The sequence below is a fragment of the Brachybacterium sp. AOP24-D1-21 genome, from assembly GCF_052378665.1.
Classification (GTDB): Bacteria; Actinomycetota; Actinomycetes; order Actinomycetales; family Dermabacteraceae; genus Brachybacterium.
Genome location: NZ_JBQSXX010000002.1, coordinates 1047260 through 1062001 on the forward strand (window position 1 = coordinate 1047260; position 14742 = coordinate 1062001).

12 protein-coding genes and 1 tRNA gene are annotated in these 14742 nt (G+C 69.1%); 2 read left to right on the forward strand and 11 right to left on the reverse strand.

Going from position 1 to position 14742, the window contains the following annotated elements; genetic code table 11:
• Position 1: 1 nt before the first annotated feature.
• The 7 genes from aroD to polA form a co-directional block, all read right to left on the reverse strand.
• Entirely contained in the window at positions 2–865 is an 864-nt protein-coding gene (gene aroD, locus ACT3UF_RS19510) for a type I 3-dehydroquinate dehydratase (RefSeq protein WP_441444060.1), read from the reverse strand.
• Between the two features lie 8 nt (positions 866–873).
• Positions 874–1956 (reverse strand): 3-dehydroquinate synthase, encoded by a 1083-nt coding sequence (gene aroB, locus ACT3UF_RS19515; protein WP_441444061.1) that lies wholly within the window; start codon positions 1954–1956, stop codon positions 874–876.
• Positions 1953–2462: a shikimate kinase gene (locus tag ACT3UF_RS19520; protein ID WP_444608465.1), complete on the reverse strand. Its 510-nt coding sequence runs from the start codon at positions 2460–2462 to the stop codon at positions 1953–1955. The genes aroB and ACT3UF_RS19520 overlap by 4 nt, the downstream gene beginning before the upstream one ends.
• Positions 2463–2491: 29 nt before the next feature.
• Positions 2492–3748, reverse strand: coding sequence for a chorismate synthase (aroC, locus tag ACT3UF_RS19525; protein WP_441444063.1), 1257 nt, complete (start codon positions 3746–3748; stop codon positions 2492–2494).
• Positions 3749–3897: 149 nt separating this feature from the next.
• Positions 3898–4728 (reverse strand): HAD-IIA family hydrolase, encoded by an 831-nt coding sequence (locus ACT3UF_RS19530; protein ID WP_441444064.1) that lies wholly within the window; start codon positions 4726–4728, stop codon positions 3898–3900.
• Positions 4729–4849: 121 nt separating this feature from the next.
• On the reverse strand, positions 4850–6346 hold the full coding sequence (gene rpsA / locus ACT3UF_RS19535) for a 30S ribosomal protein S1 (protein WP_441444065.1): 1497 nt from the start codon (positions 6344–6346) through the stop codon (positions 4850–4852).
• 283 nt (positions 6347–6629) lie between these two features.
• Entirely contained in the window at positions 6630–9347 is a 2718-nt protein-coding gene (gene polA, locus ACT3UF_RS19540; protein WP_441444066.1) for a DNA polymerase I, read from the reverse strand.
• Between the two features lie 64 nt (positions 9348–9411).
• Here polA and ACT3UF_RS19545 point away from each other — a divergent pair, with 64 nt between their 5' ends.
• Positions 9412–9873 carry a hotdog fold thioesterase gene (locus ACT3UF_RS19545; RefSeq protein WP_441444067.1) on the forward strand — a complete coding sequence of 154 codons (462 nt, stop codon included), beginning with the start codon at positions 9412–9414 and terminating at the stop codon, positions 9871–9873.
• 54 nt (positions 9874–9927) lie between these two features.
• On the opposite strand, the gene ACT3UF_RS19550 is transcribed toward ACT3UF_RS19545, so the two are convergent.
• Together ACT3UF_RS19550 and ACT3UF_RS19555 are read right to left on the reverse strand one after the other, a co-directional pair.
• Positions 9928–11298 (reverse strand): ABC transporter substrate-binding protein, encoded by a 1371-nt coding sequence (locus ACT3UF_RS19550; protein WP_444592113.1) that lies wholly within the window; start codon positions 11296–11298, stop codon positions 9928–9930.
• Between the two features lie 49 nt (positions 11299–11347).
• Positions 11348–11998: an ANTAR domain-containing response regulator gene (locus tag ACT3UF_RS19555; RefSeq protein WP_444502138.1), complete on the reverse strand. Its 651-nt coding sequence runs from the start codon at positions 11996–11998 to the stop codon at positions 11348–11350.
• 110 nt (positions 11999–12108) lie between these two features.
• Between ACT3UF_RS19555 and ACT3UF_RS19560 the strand changes: the two genes are divergently transcribed.
• Positions 12109–12194, forward strand: a tRNA-Leu gene (locus tag ACT3UF_RS19560).
• A gap of 137 nt (positions 12195–12331) precedes the next feature.
• Here the strand turns inward: ACT3UF_RS19560 and pyk are convergent.
• Positions 12332–13801, reverse strand: a complete 1470-nt coding sequence (gene pyk / locus ACT3UF_RS19565; RefSeq protein WP_441444070.1) for a pyruvate kinase — start codon at positions 13799–13801, stop codon at positions 12332–12334.
• Between the two features lie 104 nt (positions 13802–13905).
• Positions 13906–14742: FAD-dependent oxidoreductase (locus ACT3UF_RS19570; RefSeq protein ID WP_444608466.1), on the reverse strand; the 837-nt coding region annotated here is incomplete at its 5' end.

Genomic DNA, 14742 nt, shown 5'->3' on the forward strand with positions numbered 1-14742 from the left:
CTCAGGGACGCAGCAGCTCGAGCATCCGGGAGACATCCTCCGCGGCGAGCTGCCCGGGGGCCGAGCCGGCGCCGACGGTCGCGAACGTCGCGGCGCTGCCGAAGGTCTCGGCCGCGACGCGGCTGCTCGCACCCAGCGGTCCCATGCTGATCGCGATGTGCGGGCCCGAGAGGTCCTCGGCAACGGTGAGGCTCGCCGAGAGCAGAGTGAGGACGTCCCGCGGGCTGCGCGGGGTGACGGCGATCTTCGGGACGTCGGCCCCGAGCCGGCGCTGGGAGCGCAGGATCTCCACCAGCGTCTCCTCCGACGGGGTCGAGTCCATGTCGTGGAACGAGCCGACGACCACGGTGCCGTGACGGTGCGCGGCGGAGATCACCCGGGAGACGGTCCCCGGATCGCGTGAGGTCTCGATGTCCACCAGGTCGACCGCGGCCTGGGTGCCCGCGCGGCGGCCGCCGATCAGGCTCTCGAGCAGGATTCCCAGGTCACGGTCCGAAAGTGCCCTGGCTCCGCCCTCAGCTGCGGTGCGGAAGGTGACCAGCAGCGCCTTGTCCGGCCCCAGCTGTCCCCGCAGGCGGGGCAGAGCGGCCAGCACCGCATCGCGATGGTCCGAGACGTCCTCGAGGTCCGGCCGGAAGCGGTCCAGGCGCCATTCCACGATCCGGGCCCGGGTGCCCACGGCAGCCGCGGCCTGTTCCAGCAGCGTCTCCTCGTCGGGCTCGACCAGGGGCACGATGATCTCCGGCCGTGCGCGGCCCAGCTCGATGCCGCGCACCGTGGCGGTGCGGCGACGCACGTCGGTCCCCGGCGCGGTGACGCTGTCGGGGCTGGAGCTCTCACTCTCGGGCGTGGTCTCGTGGTTCATCTCGGTCCTCACTCCTCGGTGATGGCGGCGTAGGCGGACAGCAGCAGGGCCGGGTCGGGTCCCTCGATCCGGGAGACCACCCCGATCCGGTCGAGCACCACGAAGCGCAGCAGCCCGGCACGGGTCTTCTTGTCCCGCTTCATGGCGTCCTCGAGCTTCGGCCACTGGCGGTCGCGATAGGTGGTGGGCAACCCCAGCGAGGTGAGGATCGTGCGGTGACGATCCACATCGGCTTCGGACAGCTTCCCGGCGAGGTGGGAGAGCTCGGCCACGAACATCATCCCCACGCTCACCGCGGCTCCATGGCGCCACAGGTAGCGCTCATTGCGCTCGATCGCATGGGCGAGCGTATGCCCGTAGTTGAGGATCTCGCGTTCACCGGACTCCCGCAGATCCGCGGAGACGACTCGCGCCTTGACCCGGATGGCACGCTCGATCACCTCGCGGAACGCATCGCTGGACACATCGAGGACCGCCGCCGGATCTGCCTCGACGATCTCCAGGATCCGCTCGTCCGCGATGAATCCGGCCTTCACCGTCTCCGCGAGGCCGGCCGCGACGTCGTTGGCTGCGAGAGCGGCGAGCACATCGAGGTCGGCGAGCACTGCGATCGGCGGGTGGAAGGCACCGACCAGGTTCTTGCCCTCGGAGGTGTTGATGCCGGTCTTGCCTCCCACGGCGGCATCCACCATCGCGGACACCGTGGTGGGGACCTGGAGCACGTCGATGCCCCGCAGCCAGGTCGCGGCGACGAAGCCCGCCAGATCGGTGGCGGCGCCTCCGCCCAGGCCGATCACCAGGTCTCCCCGGCCGATCTCCGCCTGTCCGCACACGCCCCAGAGGAACCCGGCGACCTGCGCCGTCTTGGCCTCCTCAGCATCGGGAACCTCGGCGGCGAAGGCCTTTCGTCCGGTCTCGGCGACGATCGATCGGACCTGCTCCGCCACCTCGCGCAGGCTCGGCTGGTGGATGATCACGACCCTGCGCGCACGCTCGGGCAGCACAGCGGGCAGCTCGGCCAGCAGGCCGCGGCCGACGTGCACGTCATAGCCGCCGGTCGGGGTGGTCACCGGGATGACGGTGGTGCTCATGCGGTCTCCTTCTCAGGGTCGGTCGGCAGGGGAAGCTGCAGGGTGCGGAAGATCGTGCGGGCCACGCGCGCAGGGCTGCCGTGACCGGAATCGATGCGGTGCGCCGCCACATCGCGATAGTTGCCGCCGCGCTCCTCAGCGAGCTCTCGCCAGCGCACCATGGGGTCTTTGCCCGCGAGCATCGGTCGGCCCGCGCCGTAGGAGAGGCGCCGGGCCGCGATGTGCTCCTCGACCTCGAGCAGCACGACCGGCCGGCCCCGCAGCAGCTCAGCAGAGGCCGGATGCACGGGGGCGCCGCCGCCCAGGGAGAGCACCCCGTCGCATTCGGTGAGCGCGCGGGCGAGGGTCCGGGACTCGAGCTCGCGGAAGGCGGGCTCGCCCTCCTCCGCGAAGAGTGTGGGGATGCTGCGGCCCGCGGCCTCGACGATCAGCGCGTCCAGATCGGCGAAGTCGACACCCAGCCGGGAGGCGAGAGCGCGACCCACGCTGGTCTTGCCCGCTGCCATCGGACCGATGAGGATGACGAGCGGGCCCGTCACGAGGCGGGGCCCGGTCGGCGGTCAGTCAGTGCCGACTGCAGAGCGTTCGTCCCCTCCAGGTGGGCGCGGATCTCGGCGACGGAGTCACCACCGGTCTTCTCGAGCAGCGCGTCCGCCAGGGCGAGCGCCACCATCGCCTCGGCGATCACTGCGGCGGGCGCCACCGCGCAGGTGTCGGAGCGCTGATGGTTCGCGGTGGTCTGCTCGCCGGTGGAGACGTCGACCGTGCGCAGTGCACGGGGAACGGTGGAGATCGGCTTCAGAGCGCCGCGCACGCGGATCACCTGGCCGTTGCTCATGCCACCCTCGAGACCGCCGGCGCGGTTGGTCACGCGGGGGAACGTCCTCGATGCGCCGGAGTCGGAATCGCCGGTGGCGAGGATCTCGTCATGCGCCTCGGAGCCGCGCCGACCGGCGGTGGCGAACCCGTCACCGATCTCCACGCCCTTCATCGCCTGGATGGACATCATCGCCTGGGCCAGCCGGCCGTCGAGGCGGCGATCCCACTGCGTGTGGGAGCCGAGGCCGACGGGCACTCCGTAGGCCAGCACCTCGACCACGCCGCCGAGGGTGTCACCGTCGGCCTTGGCCGCGTCGACCTCCGCGATCATCGCCGCGGACGAACCGCGATCGAAGCAGCGCAGCGGATCGGCGTCCAGAGCAGCGAGATCGTCCGGAGTGGGCAGCGGCGCCTCATCGGGGACTCGCACGCTCCCCACCTGCAGGGTGTGGGACACCAGCCGGATCCCGGCAGCCTGTTCGAGCAGCGCGGCGGCGACGCGACCCGCCACCACTCGGGCAGCGGTCTCGCGTGCGCTGGCACGTTCGAGGATCGGGCGGGCCTCATCGAAGCCGTACTTCAGCATCCCGGAGAGATCGGCGTGCCCGGGGCGCGGCCGCGAGAGCGGACGGTTGCGCGCGATCTCGCGCTCGTCCCCGGTGCCGGCATCGACCAGGAGGTCCTCACGGGCCACCGGGTCGGCGCTCATGACCTTCTCCCACTTCGGCCACTCCGAGTTCGCGACCTCGATCGCGAGCGGGGAGCCGAGGGTCAGTCCGTGACGCAGCCCGCCGTGGATGGTGAGCACATCCTGTTCGAACTTCTGGCGGCTGCCACGGCCGTGTCCGAGCCGACGACGCGCGAGCGCGTCCTTCAGGTCGTCACTGGTCAGCTCGATACCGGCGGGGACGCCGTCGAGCAGGGAGATCAGGGAGGGGCCGTGGGATTCCCCGGCGGTGAACCAGCGCAACATGGCGTTCATTCTGTCATGACGCGCTGGCACGAAGGGTCCATGTCCGTGCGGTGGGAGCGCAGGCGAGGAATGACCCGCGACGCACCGGCCCCGGCCGCTCTCTGCTCACATCGGCCCTGGCCCATCCCGTCCGTGCCGGTGCGGTGCGTTCAGTCCTCGCCCAGCTCCACGGACTCCATCGGGGTGAGCCTTCCGACCAGTGGAACCACGTCCGCGATGCCGTCGAGCACCGCAGTGGGCCGGTACGGATACCGGATGATCTCGTCCGCCTGCGTCGATCCCGAGAGCACCAGCAACGAGCGCATCCCGGCCTCGAGACCGGACTTCACATCCGTGTCCATCCGGTCCCCGATCATGATCGAGGTCTCCGAATGGGCGCCGATCCGGTTCAGAGCGGTGCGCATCATCAGCGGGTTGGGCTTGCCGACGTAGTACGGCTGGATCCCGGTGGCGGCGGTGATCATCGCCGCGACCGAGCCGGTGGCCGGCAGCGGCCCCTCAGCGCTGGGTCCGGTGACGTCCGGATTGGTGGCGATGAACTTCGCCCCTCGCGCGATCAGGCGGATCGCGCGGGTGATCGCCTCGAAGGAGTAGGTGCGGGTCTCCCCCAGCACCACGAAGTCGACATCGGAGTCGGCGAGGATGAACCCCTCCTCGTGCATGGCGCTGGTCAGGCCCGCTTCGCCGATCACATAGGCGGCCGCGCCCGGCTGCTGCTCCGCGAGGAAGCGAGCGGTGGCCAGGGCGCTGGTCCAGATCGCGGCTTCAGGGATGTCGATGCCGCTGCGAGAGAGCCGCGCCCGCAGATCCCGCGGGGTGAAGATCGAGTTGTTGGTCAGCACCAGGAACGGGCGGCCGTACTGCTGCAGCGCAGCGATGAAGTCAGCTGCCCCGGGCAGTGCGGCATCCTCGTGGACGAGCACGCCGTCCATGTCGGTGAGCCAGGAGTGGATCGGGTGGTCATCGAGCGCGGTGGTCATGGCACCAGTCTGCCGTACCACCGCCACCGGGCGCGACGTGGCCCGAGACGCGACGACGGGCGCCACCCGAAGGTGACGCCCGTCGTCGATGTCGATCGCTGATCAGCCGATCAGCAACGGATCAGTTGCCGGTGAGCTTGGCGCGCAGGGCGGCCAGGGCCTCGTCGGAGGCGAGGGTGCCCTCGTCCGAGGAGCTCGACTGGTAGGAGGACTGCGACGCGGGGGCCGCGGACTCCGTGGAGGAGGAGGAGGACGAGGTGGAGGCGGCCGCCGGAGCGTTCGCGGACTCCTCGTCAGCCTTGATTGCCTCGACGACCTGCGCCTTGTGAGCGGTCCAGCGCTCGTAGGCGGCCGCGTACTGGCCTTCCCACACCTCGCGCTGGGCGTCGTAGCCCTCGAGCCACTCGTTGGTCTCCGGGTCGAAGCCCTCGGGGTACTTGTACTCGCCGTTGGCGTCGTACTCCGCAGCCATGCCGTAGAGCGCCGGATCGAAGGTCGAGTCGTCGCCCTCGGGGTCGACGCCCTCGTTCGCCTGCTTGAGCGACAGCGAGATGCGGCGACGCTCGAGGTCGATGTCGATGACCTTGACGAAAACGTCCTGGTCGACGGTGACGACCTGCTCGGGCAGATCCACGTGGCGCTGAGCCAGCTCGGAGATGTGCACGAGGCCCTCGATGCCGTCCTCGACGCGCACGAACGCACCGAAGGGAACCAGCTTGGTGACCTTGCCCGGGACGACCTCGCCGATGGCGTGGGTGCGGGCGAAGAGCTGCCACGGGTCCTCCTGGGTCGCCTTCAGCGACAGGGAGACGCGCTCGCGGTCCATGTCCACGTCGAGCACCTCGACGGAGACCTTCTGGCCGACCTCGACAACCTCGGAGGGGTGGTCGATGTGCTTCCAGGACAGCTCGGAGACGTGCACCAGGCCGTCGACGCCACCGAGATCGACGAAGGCGCCGAAGTTGACGATGGAGGACACAGCGCCCTCGCGGACCTGGCCCTTCTGGAGGGTCTGGAGGAAGTCCGAGCGGACCGCGGACTGGGTCTCCTCGAGGTAGGCACGGCGTGACAGGACCACGTTGTTGCGGTTCTTGTCGAGCTCGATGATCTTCGCCTCGATCTCCTGGCCGACGTAGGGCTGCAGGTCGCGGACGCGACGCATCTCGACGAGGGAGGCGGGGAGGAAGCCGCGCAGGCCGATGTCGACGATGAGGCCGCCCTTGACGACCTCGATGACGCGGCCGGTGACGACGCCCTCGTCTTCCTTGATCTGCTCGATCGTGCCCCAGGCGCGCTCGTACTGGGCGCGCTTCTTGGACAGGATCAGACGGCCTTCCTTGTCCTCCTTCTGGAGAACCAGGGCCTCGATCTCGTCTCCGACCTCGACGACCTCACCGGGGTCGACGTCGTGCTTGATGGACAGCTCGCGCGAGGGGATGACGCCCTCGGTCTTGTAGCCGATGTCCAGGAGGACCTCGTCGTGATCGACCTTCACCACAGTGCCTTCGACGATGTCGCCATCGTTGAAGTACTTGATGGTCGCATCGATGGCTGCCATGAGTTCGTCGGCGCCGCCGATGTCGTTGATGGCGATCTGGGGGGTCGTGGTGTCGGTCATGTAGGTAAGGACTCCGTCGGGACAGGAAATGAGTAGGGTCGATGGACGTGCAAGCCCTCCGGAGAGGACCTGTCGGTGCCCGTGCCGTGCTCGACGTGGTGAACACGACGGTGACGGCTCGGCCACAGACCTTCGAAAGCCTAACAGCCCGGACGATGAACCGCGAGGGCAGGACGGTCCGGAACGCGAGTGGCGGATGTGAGTTCCGTCCTGCTCCTCTCCCCGCTTCTCCCGCCGCGCCTCTCGCCGCTGCTTTCGCAGTTGCCGGTCAGGTCCTGATTCCTCAGTGTGCTGCCTCGCGCCAGGTGCGGCCGATGCCGATCCCGACCTCGAGCGGCACCGACAGCTCATACGCCGAGTCCATGCCGTCCTCGACGATCTCCCGGACCCTGTCGAGCTCGCCGGGAGCGACCTCGACCACCAGCTCGTCATGGACCTGGAGCAGCATCCGGGAGGAGAGCTCGGCCTCACGCATCCGGCGCTCGACGGCGAGCATGGCGAGCTTGATGATGTCTGCGGCGCTGCCCTGGATCGGCGAGTTCAGGGCCACGCGCTCGGCGTTCTCGCGACGCTGGCGATTGTCCGAGGTGAGGTCGGGGAGATAGCGGCGGCGTCCGAGGATGGTCTCGGTGTAGCCGGTGGTCCGAGCCGTCTCGACACTCTGCTGGAGGTAATCGCGCACACCGCCGAACCGTTCGAAGTATCCGTCGCGCAGAGCCGTCGCCTCTGCGCGGGAGACCCGCAGCTGGCGGGACAGGCCGAAGGCGGAGAGCCCGTAGGCCAAGCCGTAGCTGACCGCCTTCGTCTTCGAGCGCATCGCCGGATCCACCGCATCGGGACTCACCCCGAACACCCGTGAGGCGACGAAGTTGTGCAGGTCCTCCCCGGAGTTGAACGCCTCGATCAGGCCCTCGTCCTCGGAGAGGTGCGCCATGATGCGCATCTCGATCTGTGAATAGTCCGCGGTCAGCAGGGTCTCGAAGCCGTCCCCGGCGACGAAGACGTCGCGGATCCGCTGCCCTTCGGAGGTGCGCACCGGGATGTTCTGCAGATTCGGCTCGGTGGAGGCGAGACGCCCGGTCGCCGCGGCGGTCTGCTGGAAGGTGGTGTGCACCCGGGAGCTGCTGTCCACCGCCTTGTCCAGGCCCACCAGGTAGCCGGTCAGCTTGCTCATCTCGCGGAAGCGCAGCAGCCAGGAGAGGAAGCGATGCCCTGCGGAGTCCGGATCCAGGGTCTCGGAGAGATCGGTCAGAGATTCAGCATCGGTCGAGTGACCCGAGGAGATCTTCCGCGTGGTGGGCAGGGAGAGCGTCTCGAACAGCACCACCTGCAGCTGCTTGGGAGAGGCGAGGTTGACCTCCTCCCCCACGATCTCGCCGGCTTCGCGCTTGGCCTGGGCGACGAAGCCCTCGAACTCCTGGCGCAAGGTGGCCACCGCCGGGCCGTCGAGAGCGATCCCACGCTCATGCATGGTCTCCAGCACCGCCTGCAGGGGGCGCTCGAGCTCATCGAGGATGCGCAGCGCCCAGGGTTCCTGCGCCAGGTTCTCCCCGAGCACCTCAGCCGCCGGGTGGAGCGCGGCAGCGGCTCCCGCGAGGCGGGCCGCCGCGCGGGCGACGTGCTCGGCGCGGACCTCCGGGGCCTCCTTGGCGAGAGTCGAGGGGGCGGGCTTGCGCGGACGCGGCTCGAAGCTCACGCCTGCGAACTCGGTGCCGAGCGCTTCCGCGTCATAGGTGCGGGCGCCGGGACGCAGCACGAAGGATGCCAGGGAGAGATCGTGCAGCTGTGCCTGGGGACGGTAGCCGCGCTCACCCAGCCACGAGCGGACCGCAGGAGCGTCGGCGACCAGGATCTCCGTGGCGCGATCAAGGGCGGAGGCGAGCAGGGAGGAGGCCTCCGAGTCCAACCGCTCCAGCTGCACAGCGCCGCGCGCATCCGGTGTGGCCAGGCCCAGCAACGCGCCGCCGCGGACGTCTTCGACCACATCGAGGGCGAGGATGTCGCCGCCGGTGTCCAGCAGCTCCTGCAGCCCCGCGACGTCCTCGATCATGAGGACCTCCGAGACCTGCTGCTCCTCCTCTGCCGCTGCGACCGAGACCGACTCTCCGAGCAGCGAGGCGGGCAGGTCACGGCGGATGGTGTCACCGAAGGCGAGGTCGTCGAACACCTCGAGCACGCGGGCGCGGTCCCCGCCTCCGAGGGCGTAGTACGCGGGGTCCTCGGGCAGATCCAGGGTGGTGAAGGCGGCGTTCATCAAGCGGTTCCGCTCGACAGCCTCCAGATGGTCGCGCAGAGACTGGCCGGCCTTGCCCTTGATCTCACCGGCATGGGCGATCACCCCGGGCAGGTCGCCGTACTGGAGGATCCACTTCGCGGCGGTCTTCGGGCCGACGCCCGGGACGCCGGGGAGATTGTCCGCCGCCTCCCCCACCAGCGCCGCGAGATCCGGGTAGCGCTCCGGGGGAATGCCGTACCTCTCCACCACGCCCGCCGGGGTCATCCGACGCATCTCGGTGACGCCCTTGATCGGCTGGAGCAGCGTGACCTTCTCGCCGACCAGCTGGATCGCATCGCGGTCGCTCGTGACGATCAGGGCTTCGTCGCCCGCCGCCTCGGCGCGCGTGGCGAGGGTGGCGATGATGTCGTCCGCCTCATAGTCCTCGTAGGTGAGCCAGCGCACTCCCAATGCGTCCAGGACCTGCTGGATCAGAGCGATCTGACCATGGAAGGCGGCGGGGGTCTCGTCCCGACCGCCCTTGTACTGGTCATAGATGCGGTCGCGGAAAGTGCCGCCGGGCAGATCGAACGCCACCGCCAGGTGCGTCGGCCGCTCGGAGGCGACCACGTTGATGATCATGCGGGTGAACCCGTACACGGCATTGGTGGCCTGGCCTCGGCCGTCGCTGAAGCCCTCCGCCGGCAGGGCGAAGAAGGCGCGGAACGCCATGGCATGCCCGTCGATGAGGAGGATGCGCTGGTCGTCGGTGTCACTCGCATTCATGGGGAGCAGTCTCCCATGTCGTGCCGACACCCGCTCCCCCGCCGGGCTGTGGCACGCTCTTTCCATGACCGACAGCAACCGCCCTGATCACACCGCCGCGCCACCACTCAGCCCAGAGCTGCGGGCGCACTTCGCCCCGCTCCTGCGCGGCACGCTGGTGGAGCGGTGCGGGATGGAGCTGCTGACGCTGGATGCCTCGGGCGGGACGATCAGCATGCCGGTGACGGGCAACCTGCAGCCGGCCGGGCTGCTGCACGGCGGTGCGACGATCGCACTGGCGGAGACCATCGCGTCCTTCTCGGCGATCCTGCGGGCCCGTGAGGTCCACGGCGAGGGGGCGCAGGCGGTGGGGACCTCCGTCTCCGCTCTGCACCATCGCTCGGCGAAGCAGGGCAACGTGATGGGAACCTGCCGGGCCCTCCACCTCGGGCGCCAGGTGGCCAGCTATCTGGTGGAGGTGCACGACGAGCAGGGCACGCTGCTGAGCACGATCACCGTCTCCACCCAGCTGCTCGCACCACGCTGACGCCTCCCACCGATCTGACCGGCCGGCATGCGACGCGTCACGCTCCCGCCCGTCCTACTCGGGCGCCTCGAAGTTCTTCGCTGTGCCGGGCTCCAGCACATTGGCCTCTGACCAAGTGTACTCACGGAGCTCTCCGAGCCGGGCGTCGAACTCAGGCCCCAGCTCGAACTTCCCCATCCTCCCGGAGTACGCGACCGTCGCAGTCTCCTCCGCCTCCAGGCCCGTCCTCATCACCTGCCGGCACATGCCGTAGTCGGTGCAGGCCTCCGAGCCGGTCAAGATCGCCGGGATCGCCCCCGCGAGCGCGGTCCCCTCGACCGAGAGCGCATGCTGAGCTGCCAGGCAGGCCATCGTGAACGCGTCGTATCCCTGCTGCGAATAGGCGTATCCGGTGCGCAGGAAGTCGGCATTGAGGTTGAGCATCATATTCTGGTGCTCCTTCGTGATCTCTGCGCCGGGTTCATAGCTGGTCGCCGAGGTGAGGCATTCGGGCACGAGGTCCTCCGCCACCTGCTCCCGCGAGAAGTCGACCGTCGCCGCCGGCGCGAGGCGCTTGGGGAACTCGACCTTGGGGCGCTGGCCGGGATCTAGGGTCGCCGAGTAGAGCGCCGACAGGAAGGGCGCCGCCTCTGCACCGCCGTTGAAGATCAGCAGATCAGGCGGAGCGTCCATCACCGCCTTCACCCGGGCCGCGATGTCACCGAAGTTCCCGACCTCGTAGAACTGCTGGGAGACCACGCTCCCGTTGCGTGGGACGAGTTCCTGCTCGAGCTCGTAGAGCAGGCTCCGGCCCTGCAGGGTGTCCTCCGAGAGATAGGCGATCGTCCCCTGCGGCCCGGCCTTCTCCGCCGTGCTGCCCAGCGCGATATCCGCATACTGCAGCGCCATCGTGAGGTCCGAGGGAGAGAGCCGCACCAGCAGGTTCGCCGTCTGCACCTCGGGCTGGCGCAGATCGCGTCCGGAGGTGAACACATCGATCACCGCAATCCCCGCCTCGACCAGGGCCGGCATCGCCGCGATCAGCGACTCCTCATCGATCGAGGTGATCACACAGGTCACACCAGAATCGGCCATGCCCTGGATGACCGGGGTGAGATCCTCCCCCGGCTCCTGCATCACATACCGGTCGGAGAGCTCGACCTCGTACCCGAACAGCCCGTCCCATCGCGCGTTCACGTCGATCCTGGCCATGGTGATCGACACCGCGATCGCTTCCTCGAACTTCGCCATCCGGCCGTAGTTCGCACCGATCTGGCCGATCACCAGAGGCGTCTCGGGCTCCGAGAGGGCTTCAGCGGTAGGCGGGGGCGTGGTCGCACGGCGGCGGCCTCGACGCATCCCGCCTTCGCCGCAGGCCGTCAGCGCGCCGGCACCGAGCATCCCCGCTCCGAGCCCGCGCACCAGCGTACGTCGTGAGATCGCCATAGCCCCGCTGCTCCCCTTCTCGTCCCGGCCCACCCCGGCCCTGGTGACCTCAGTCCTTGCTCTGACCGCCCAGCTGATCGATCACGGCATCCGCCACCTCGCGCATCGTCAGGCGACGATCCATCGAGGTCTTCTGGATCCAGCGGAACGCCTCCGGCTCGGACAGTCCCATGTTGGTCTGCAGCAGGCCCTTGGCGCGGTCCACGCGCTTGCGGGTCTCGAAGCGCTCCCCGAGGTCGGCGATCTCGGACTCCAGCTGCGTGATCTGCTGGAAGCGCGAGATCGCGATCTCGATCGCCGGGAGCAGATCAGCGGGGGTGAAGGGCTTGACGACGTACGCCATCGCGCCGGCGTCCCGTGCGCGCTCGACCAGCTCGGTCTGCGAGAAGGCGGTGAGCATGACGACCGGCGCCAGGTTCTCCTCGCCGATCCGCTCGGCCGCGGTGACGCCGTCCATCTGCGGCATCTTGACATCCATCACCACCACATCGGGGCGCAGCTCGCGGGCCTTCGCCACGGCGCTCTCGCCGTCACCCACGGCTACCAGCACCTCGAATCCGGCCTCGGTGAGGGTCTCGACGATGTCCATGCGGATGAGGCTCTCGTCCTCAGCCACCACGGCAGTGCGACGCGGCGCACCGTCACCGGGCAGAGTCTCGTCCTGGGCGTCGTCGGGAAGTGAAGTCATATCGTCAGTCATGTCGCCCTGTGTCTCGGTGTGGGCCTGGCGTACAGGTGGCGTGCACCCGCGCGTTCGAGGCCGGTGGTCATCAGCGGTATCCTAATCCAGCACTCCCTCGTGGGGGGCCAGCCGGGTTGGCGGAATGGTAGACGCGGCGCACTCAAAATGCGCTGTCCGTGAGGGCGTGCGGGTTCGAGTCCCGCACCCGGCACCAGTTCCAACATCACAATGGCGCCCGACGGCTTTGCAGCCGCGGGCGCCATTGTCGTGATGAGGGTCTCGCTCAGCCCTCCTGACTCGCTGCGCTCCTACCGCTCGCGAGCTCACAGAACGTCGCTCAGCCCTGCTGGATCAGCCCTGCGGGCCGGCGGCGATGTTGCTCGCCTCGATGCGAGCCGACTCGGTGCCGTCGAGGTCACCGATGCGGTGCACGCGCAGGGTGTTGGTCGAGCCGTGGACGCCGGGGGGCGAACCGGCGGCGACGATGACCAGGTCGTTCTTCTGGAGGCCCTTCTGCTCGCGGAGCAGATCGTCGACCTTGCCGACCATTGCGTCGGTGTCGTTCTGCATCGGCACCAGGTGCGACTCGATGCCCCAGGTCAGGGACAGCTGGCGGGCGACCTCGGGGTACGGGGTCAGCGCCAGCAGGGGGATGGTGGGCCGCAGGCGAGAGAGCCGGCGGGCGGTGTCTCCGGACTCGGTGAAGGTCACCAGGTACTGCGCGGAGAGCTGATCGCCGATCTCGGCGGCCGCGCGGGTGATCGCACCGCCGCGGGTGTGCGGAATGGTGCCCAGCGGGAGGATGCGGTCTGCGCCGTTCTCCTCCGTGTTGGTGATGATGCGTGCCATGGTGCGCACGGCCTCGAAGGGGTACTTGCCCACGCTGGTCTCGCCCGAGAGCATGACCGCATCGGCACCGTCGAGGATCGCGTTCGCGCAGTCCGATGCCTCTGCACGCGTGGGACGCGGGCTCTCGATCATCGACTCGAGCACCTGGGTGGCGACGATCACGGGCTTCGCGTTGCGGCGGGCCAGCTCGATGGCGCGCTTCTGCACCAGCGGGACCTGCTCCAGCGGCATCTCGACACCCAGGTCGCCGCGGGCGACCATGATGCCGTCGAAGGCGCCGACGATCGAGCGCAGCGCCCGGACCGCCTGCGGCTTCTCGATCTTCGCGATGACGGGGACGCGGCGGCCCTCTTCCTGCATGATCCGCAGGACGTCATCCATGTCATGCGCGTCACGCACGAAGGACAGCGCGACGAGATCTGCGCCGAGGCGGAGGCCGAAGCGGAGGTCCGCCACGTCCTTCTCGCTCATGGCGGGCACGGACACGGCGACACCGGGCAGATTGATGCCCTTGTTGTTAGACACCGGTCCGGGGACCTCGACGACGGTGACGACCTCGGTCTCGGTCACCTCGGTGACGCGCACCGAGACCTTGCCGTCGTCGATCAGCAGCACGTCGCCGGGGCGGCAGTCGCCCGGCAGGCCCTTGAAGGTGGTCGAAACCCGTTCCCGGGTGCCCTCGATGTCATCGGTGGTGATGGTGAGGCTGTCGCCCACCTCGAGCTTGTGCGGGCCGTCGGTGAACTTTCCGAGCCGGATCTTCGGACCCTGCAGATCGACCAGCACGGCGACGTTCTTGCCGAGGTCCTCCGCGGCACGACGGATGTTCGCGTAGACCTTCGCGTGATCATCGTGCGTTCCGTGGCTGAAGTTCATCCGGGCGACATTCATCCCCGCTTCGATCAGCGTTCGGACCTGCTCGTAGGAATCGGTCGCCGGCCCGAGTGTGCAGACGATCTTGGCTTTCCGCATGTCAACCCATCTGTAGTTCGTATGTAGGGCCGCGACCCTAGTCAGCGGGCCCGCGCGCGTGCGCTGCCCAAGGGCCGCAGCATCGCGTGTCGAACCCTAGTCTTTCATACTGTGACAGGCTTCTCGCCGGGGCGCACGGGCTGTGGCAGGGACGTGACCCCCATCAGGTGCTCATCCACCGCTGCGGCGCATGAGCGACCCTCCGCGATCGCCCACACGATGAGGCTCTGACCGCGTGCGCAGTCCCCCGCGGTGAACACCCCGTCCACACTGGTGGCCCAGTCGGCATCGTGCACGATGTTGCCGCGTGAGGTGATGTCCACTCCCAGCGTGGTGAGCAGCCCCTCCTCACTGGCACCGGTGAAGCCCATGGCGATCAGCACGAGCGTGGCGGGCAGCACCGTCGCGGTGTCCGGGGTGGGCACGCGGGTGCCGTCGACGAAGCGGGTGCGTGCGACCTCGAGCCCGCTGACCGCGCCCTCGGAGTCGACCTCGAAGCCGGTGGTCGAGGCGAGATAGGAGCGGTCGCCGCCCTCCTCGTGCGCGGTGGACACCTCGAACAGGACCGGGTGGATGGGCCAGGGCTGGCGCTCGTCCCGCGCGGACGGCGGCTGGGTGCCGATCGCGAGGGTCGTCACCGAGCGGGCCCCCTGCCGCAGGGCGGTGCCCAGGCAGTCGGCGCCGGTATCGCCGCCGCCGATGATCACGACGTCCTTGCCCTCGGCCGAGAGCGGATCCTCGATCCAGTCCCCCTCCACCAAACGGTTCGCCTGGGTGAGGTATTCCATCGCCGGGTGGATGCCAGTGGCCTCGCGGCCGGGGACGGTGAGCTCGCGCGGGACGCTCGCACCGGTGGCGAGCACCACTGCGTCGAAGCGGGAGCGGAGCTCCTCGACGCTCAAGGCGCCCTCCCCCGTGCCGCCCACGTCGATACCGGTGCG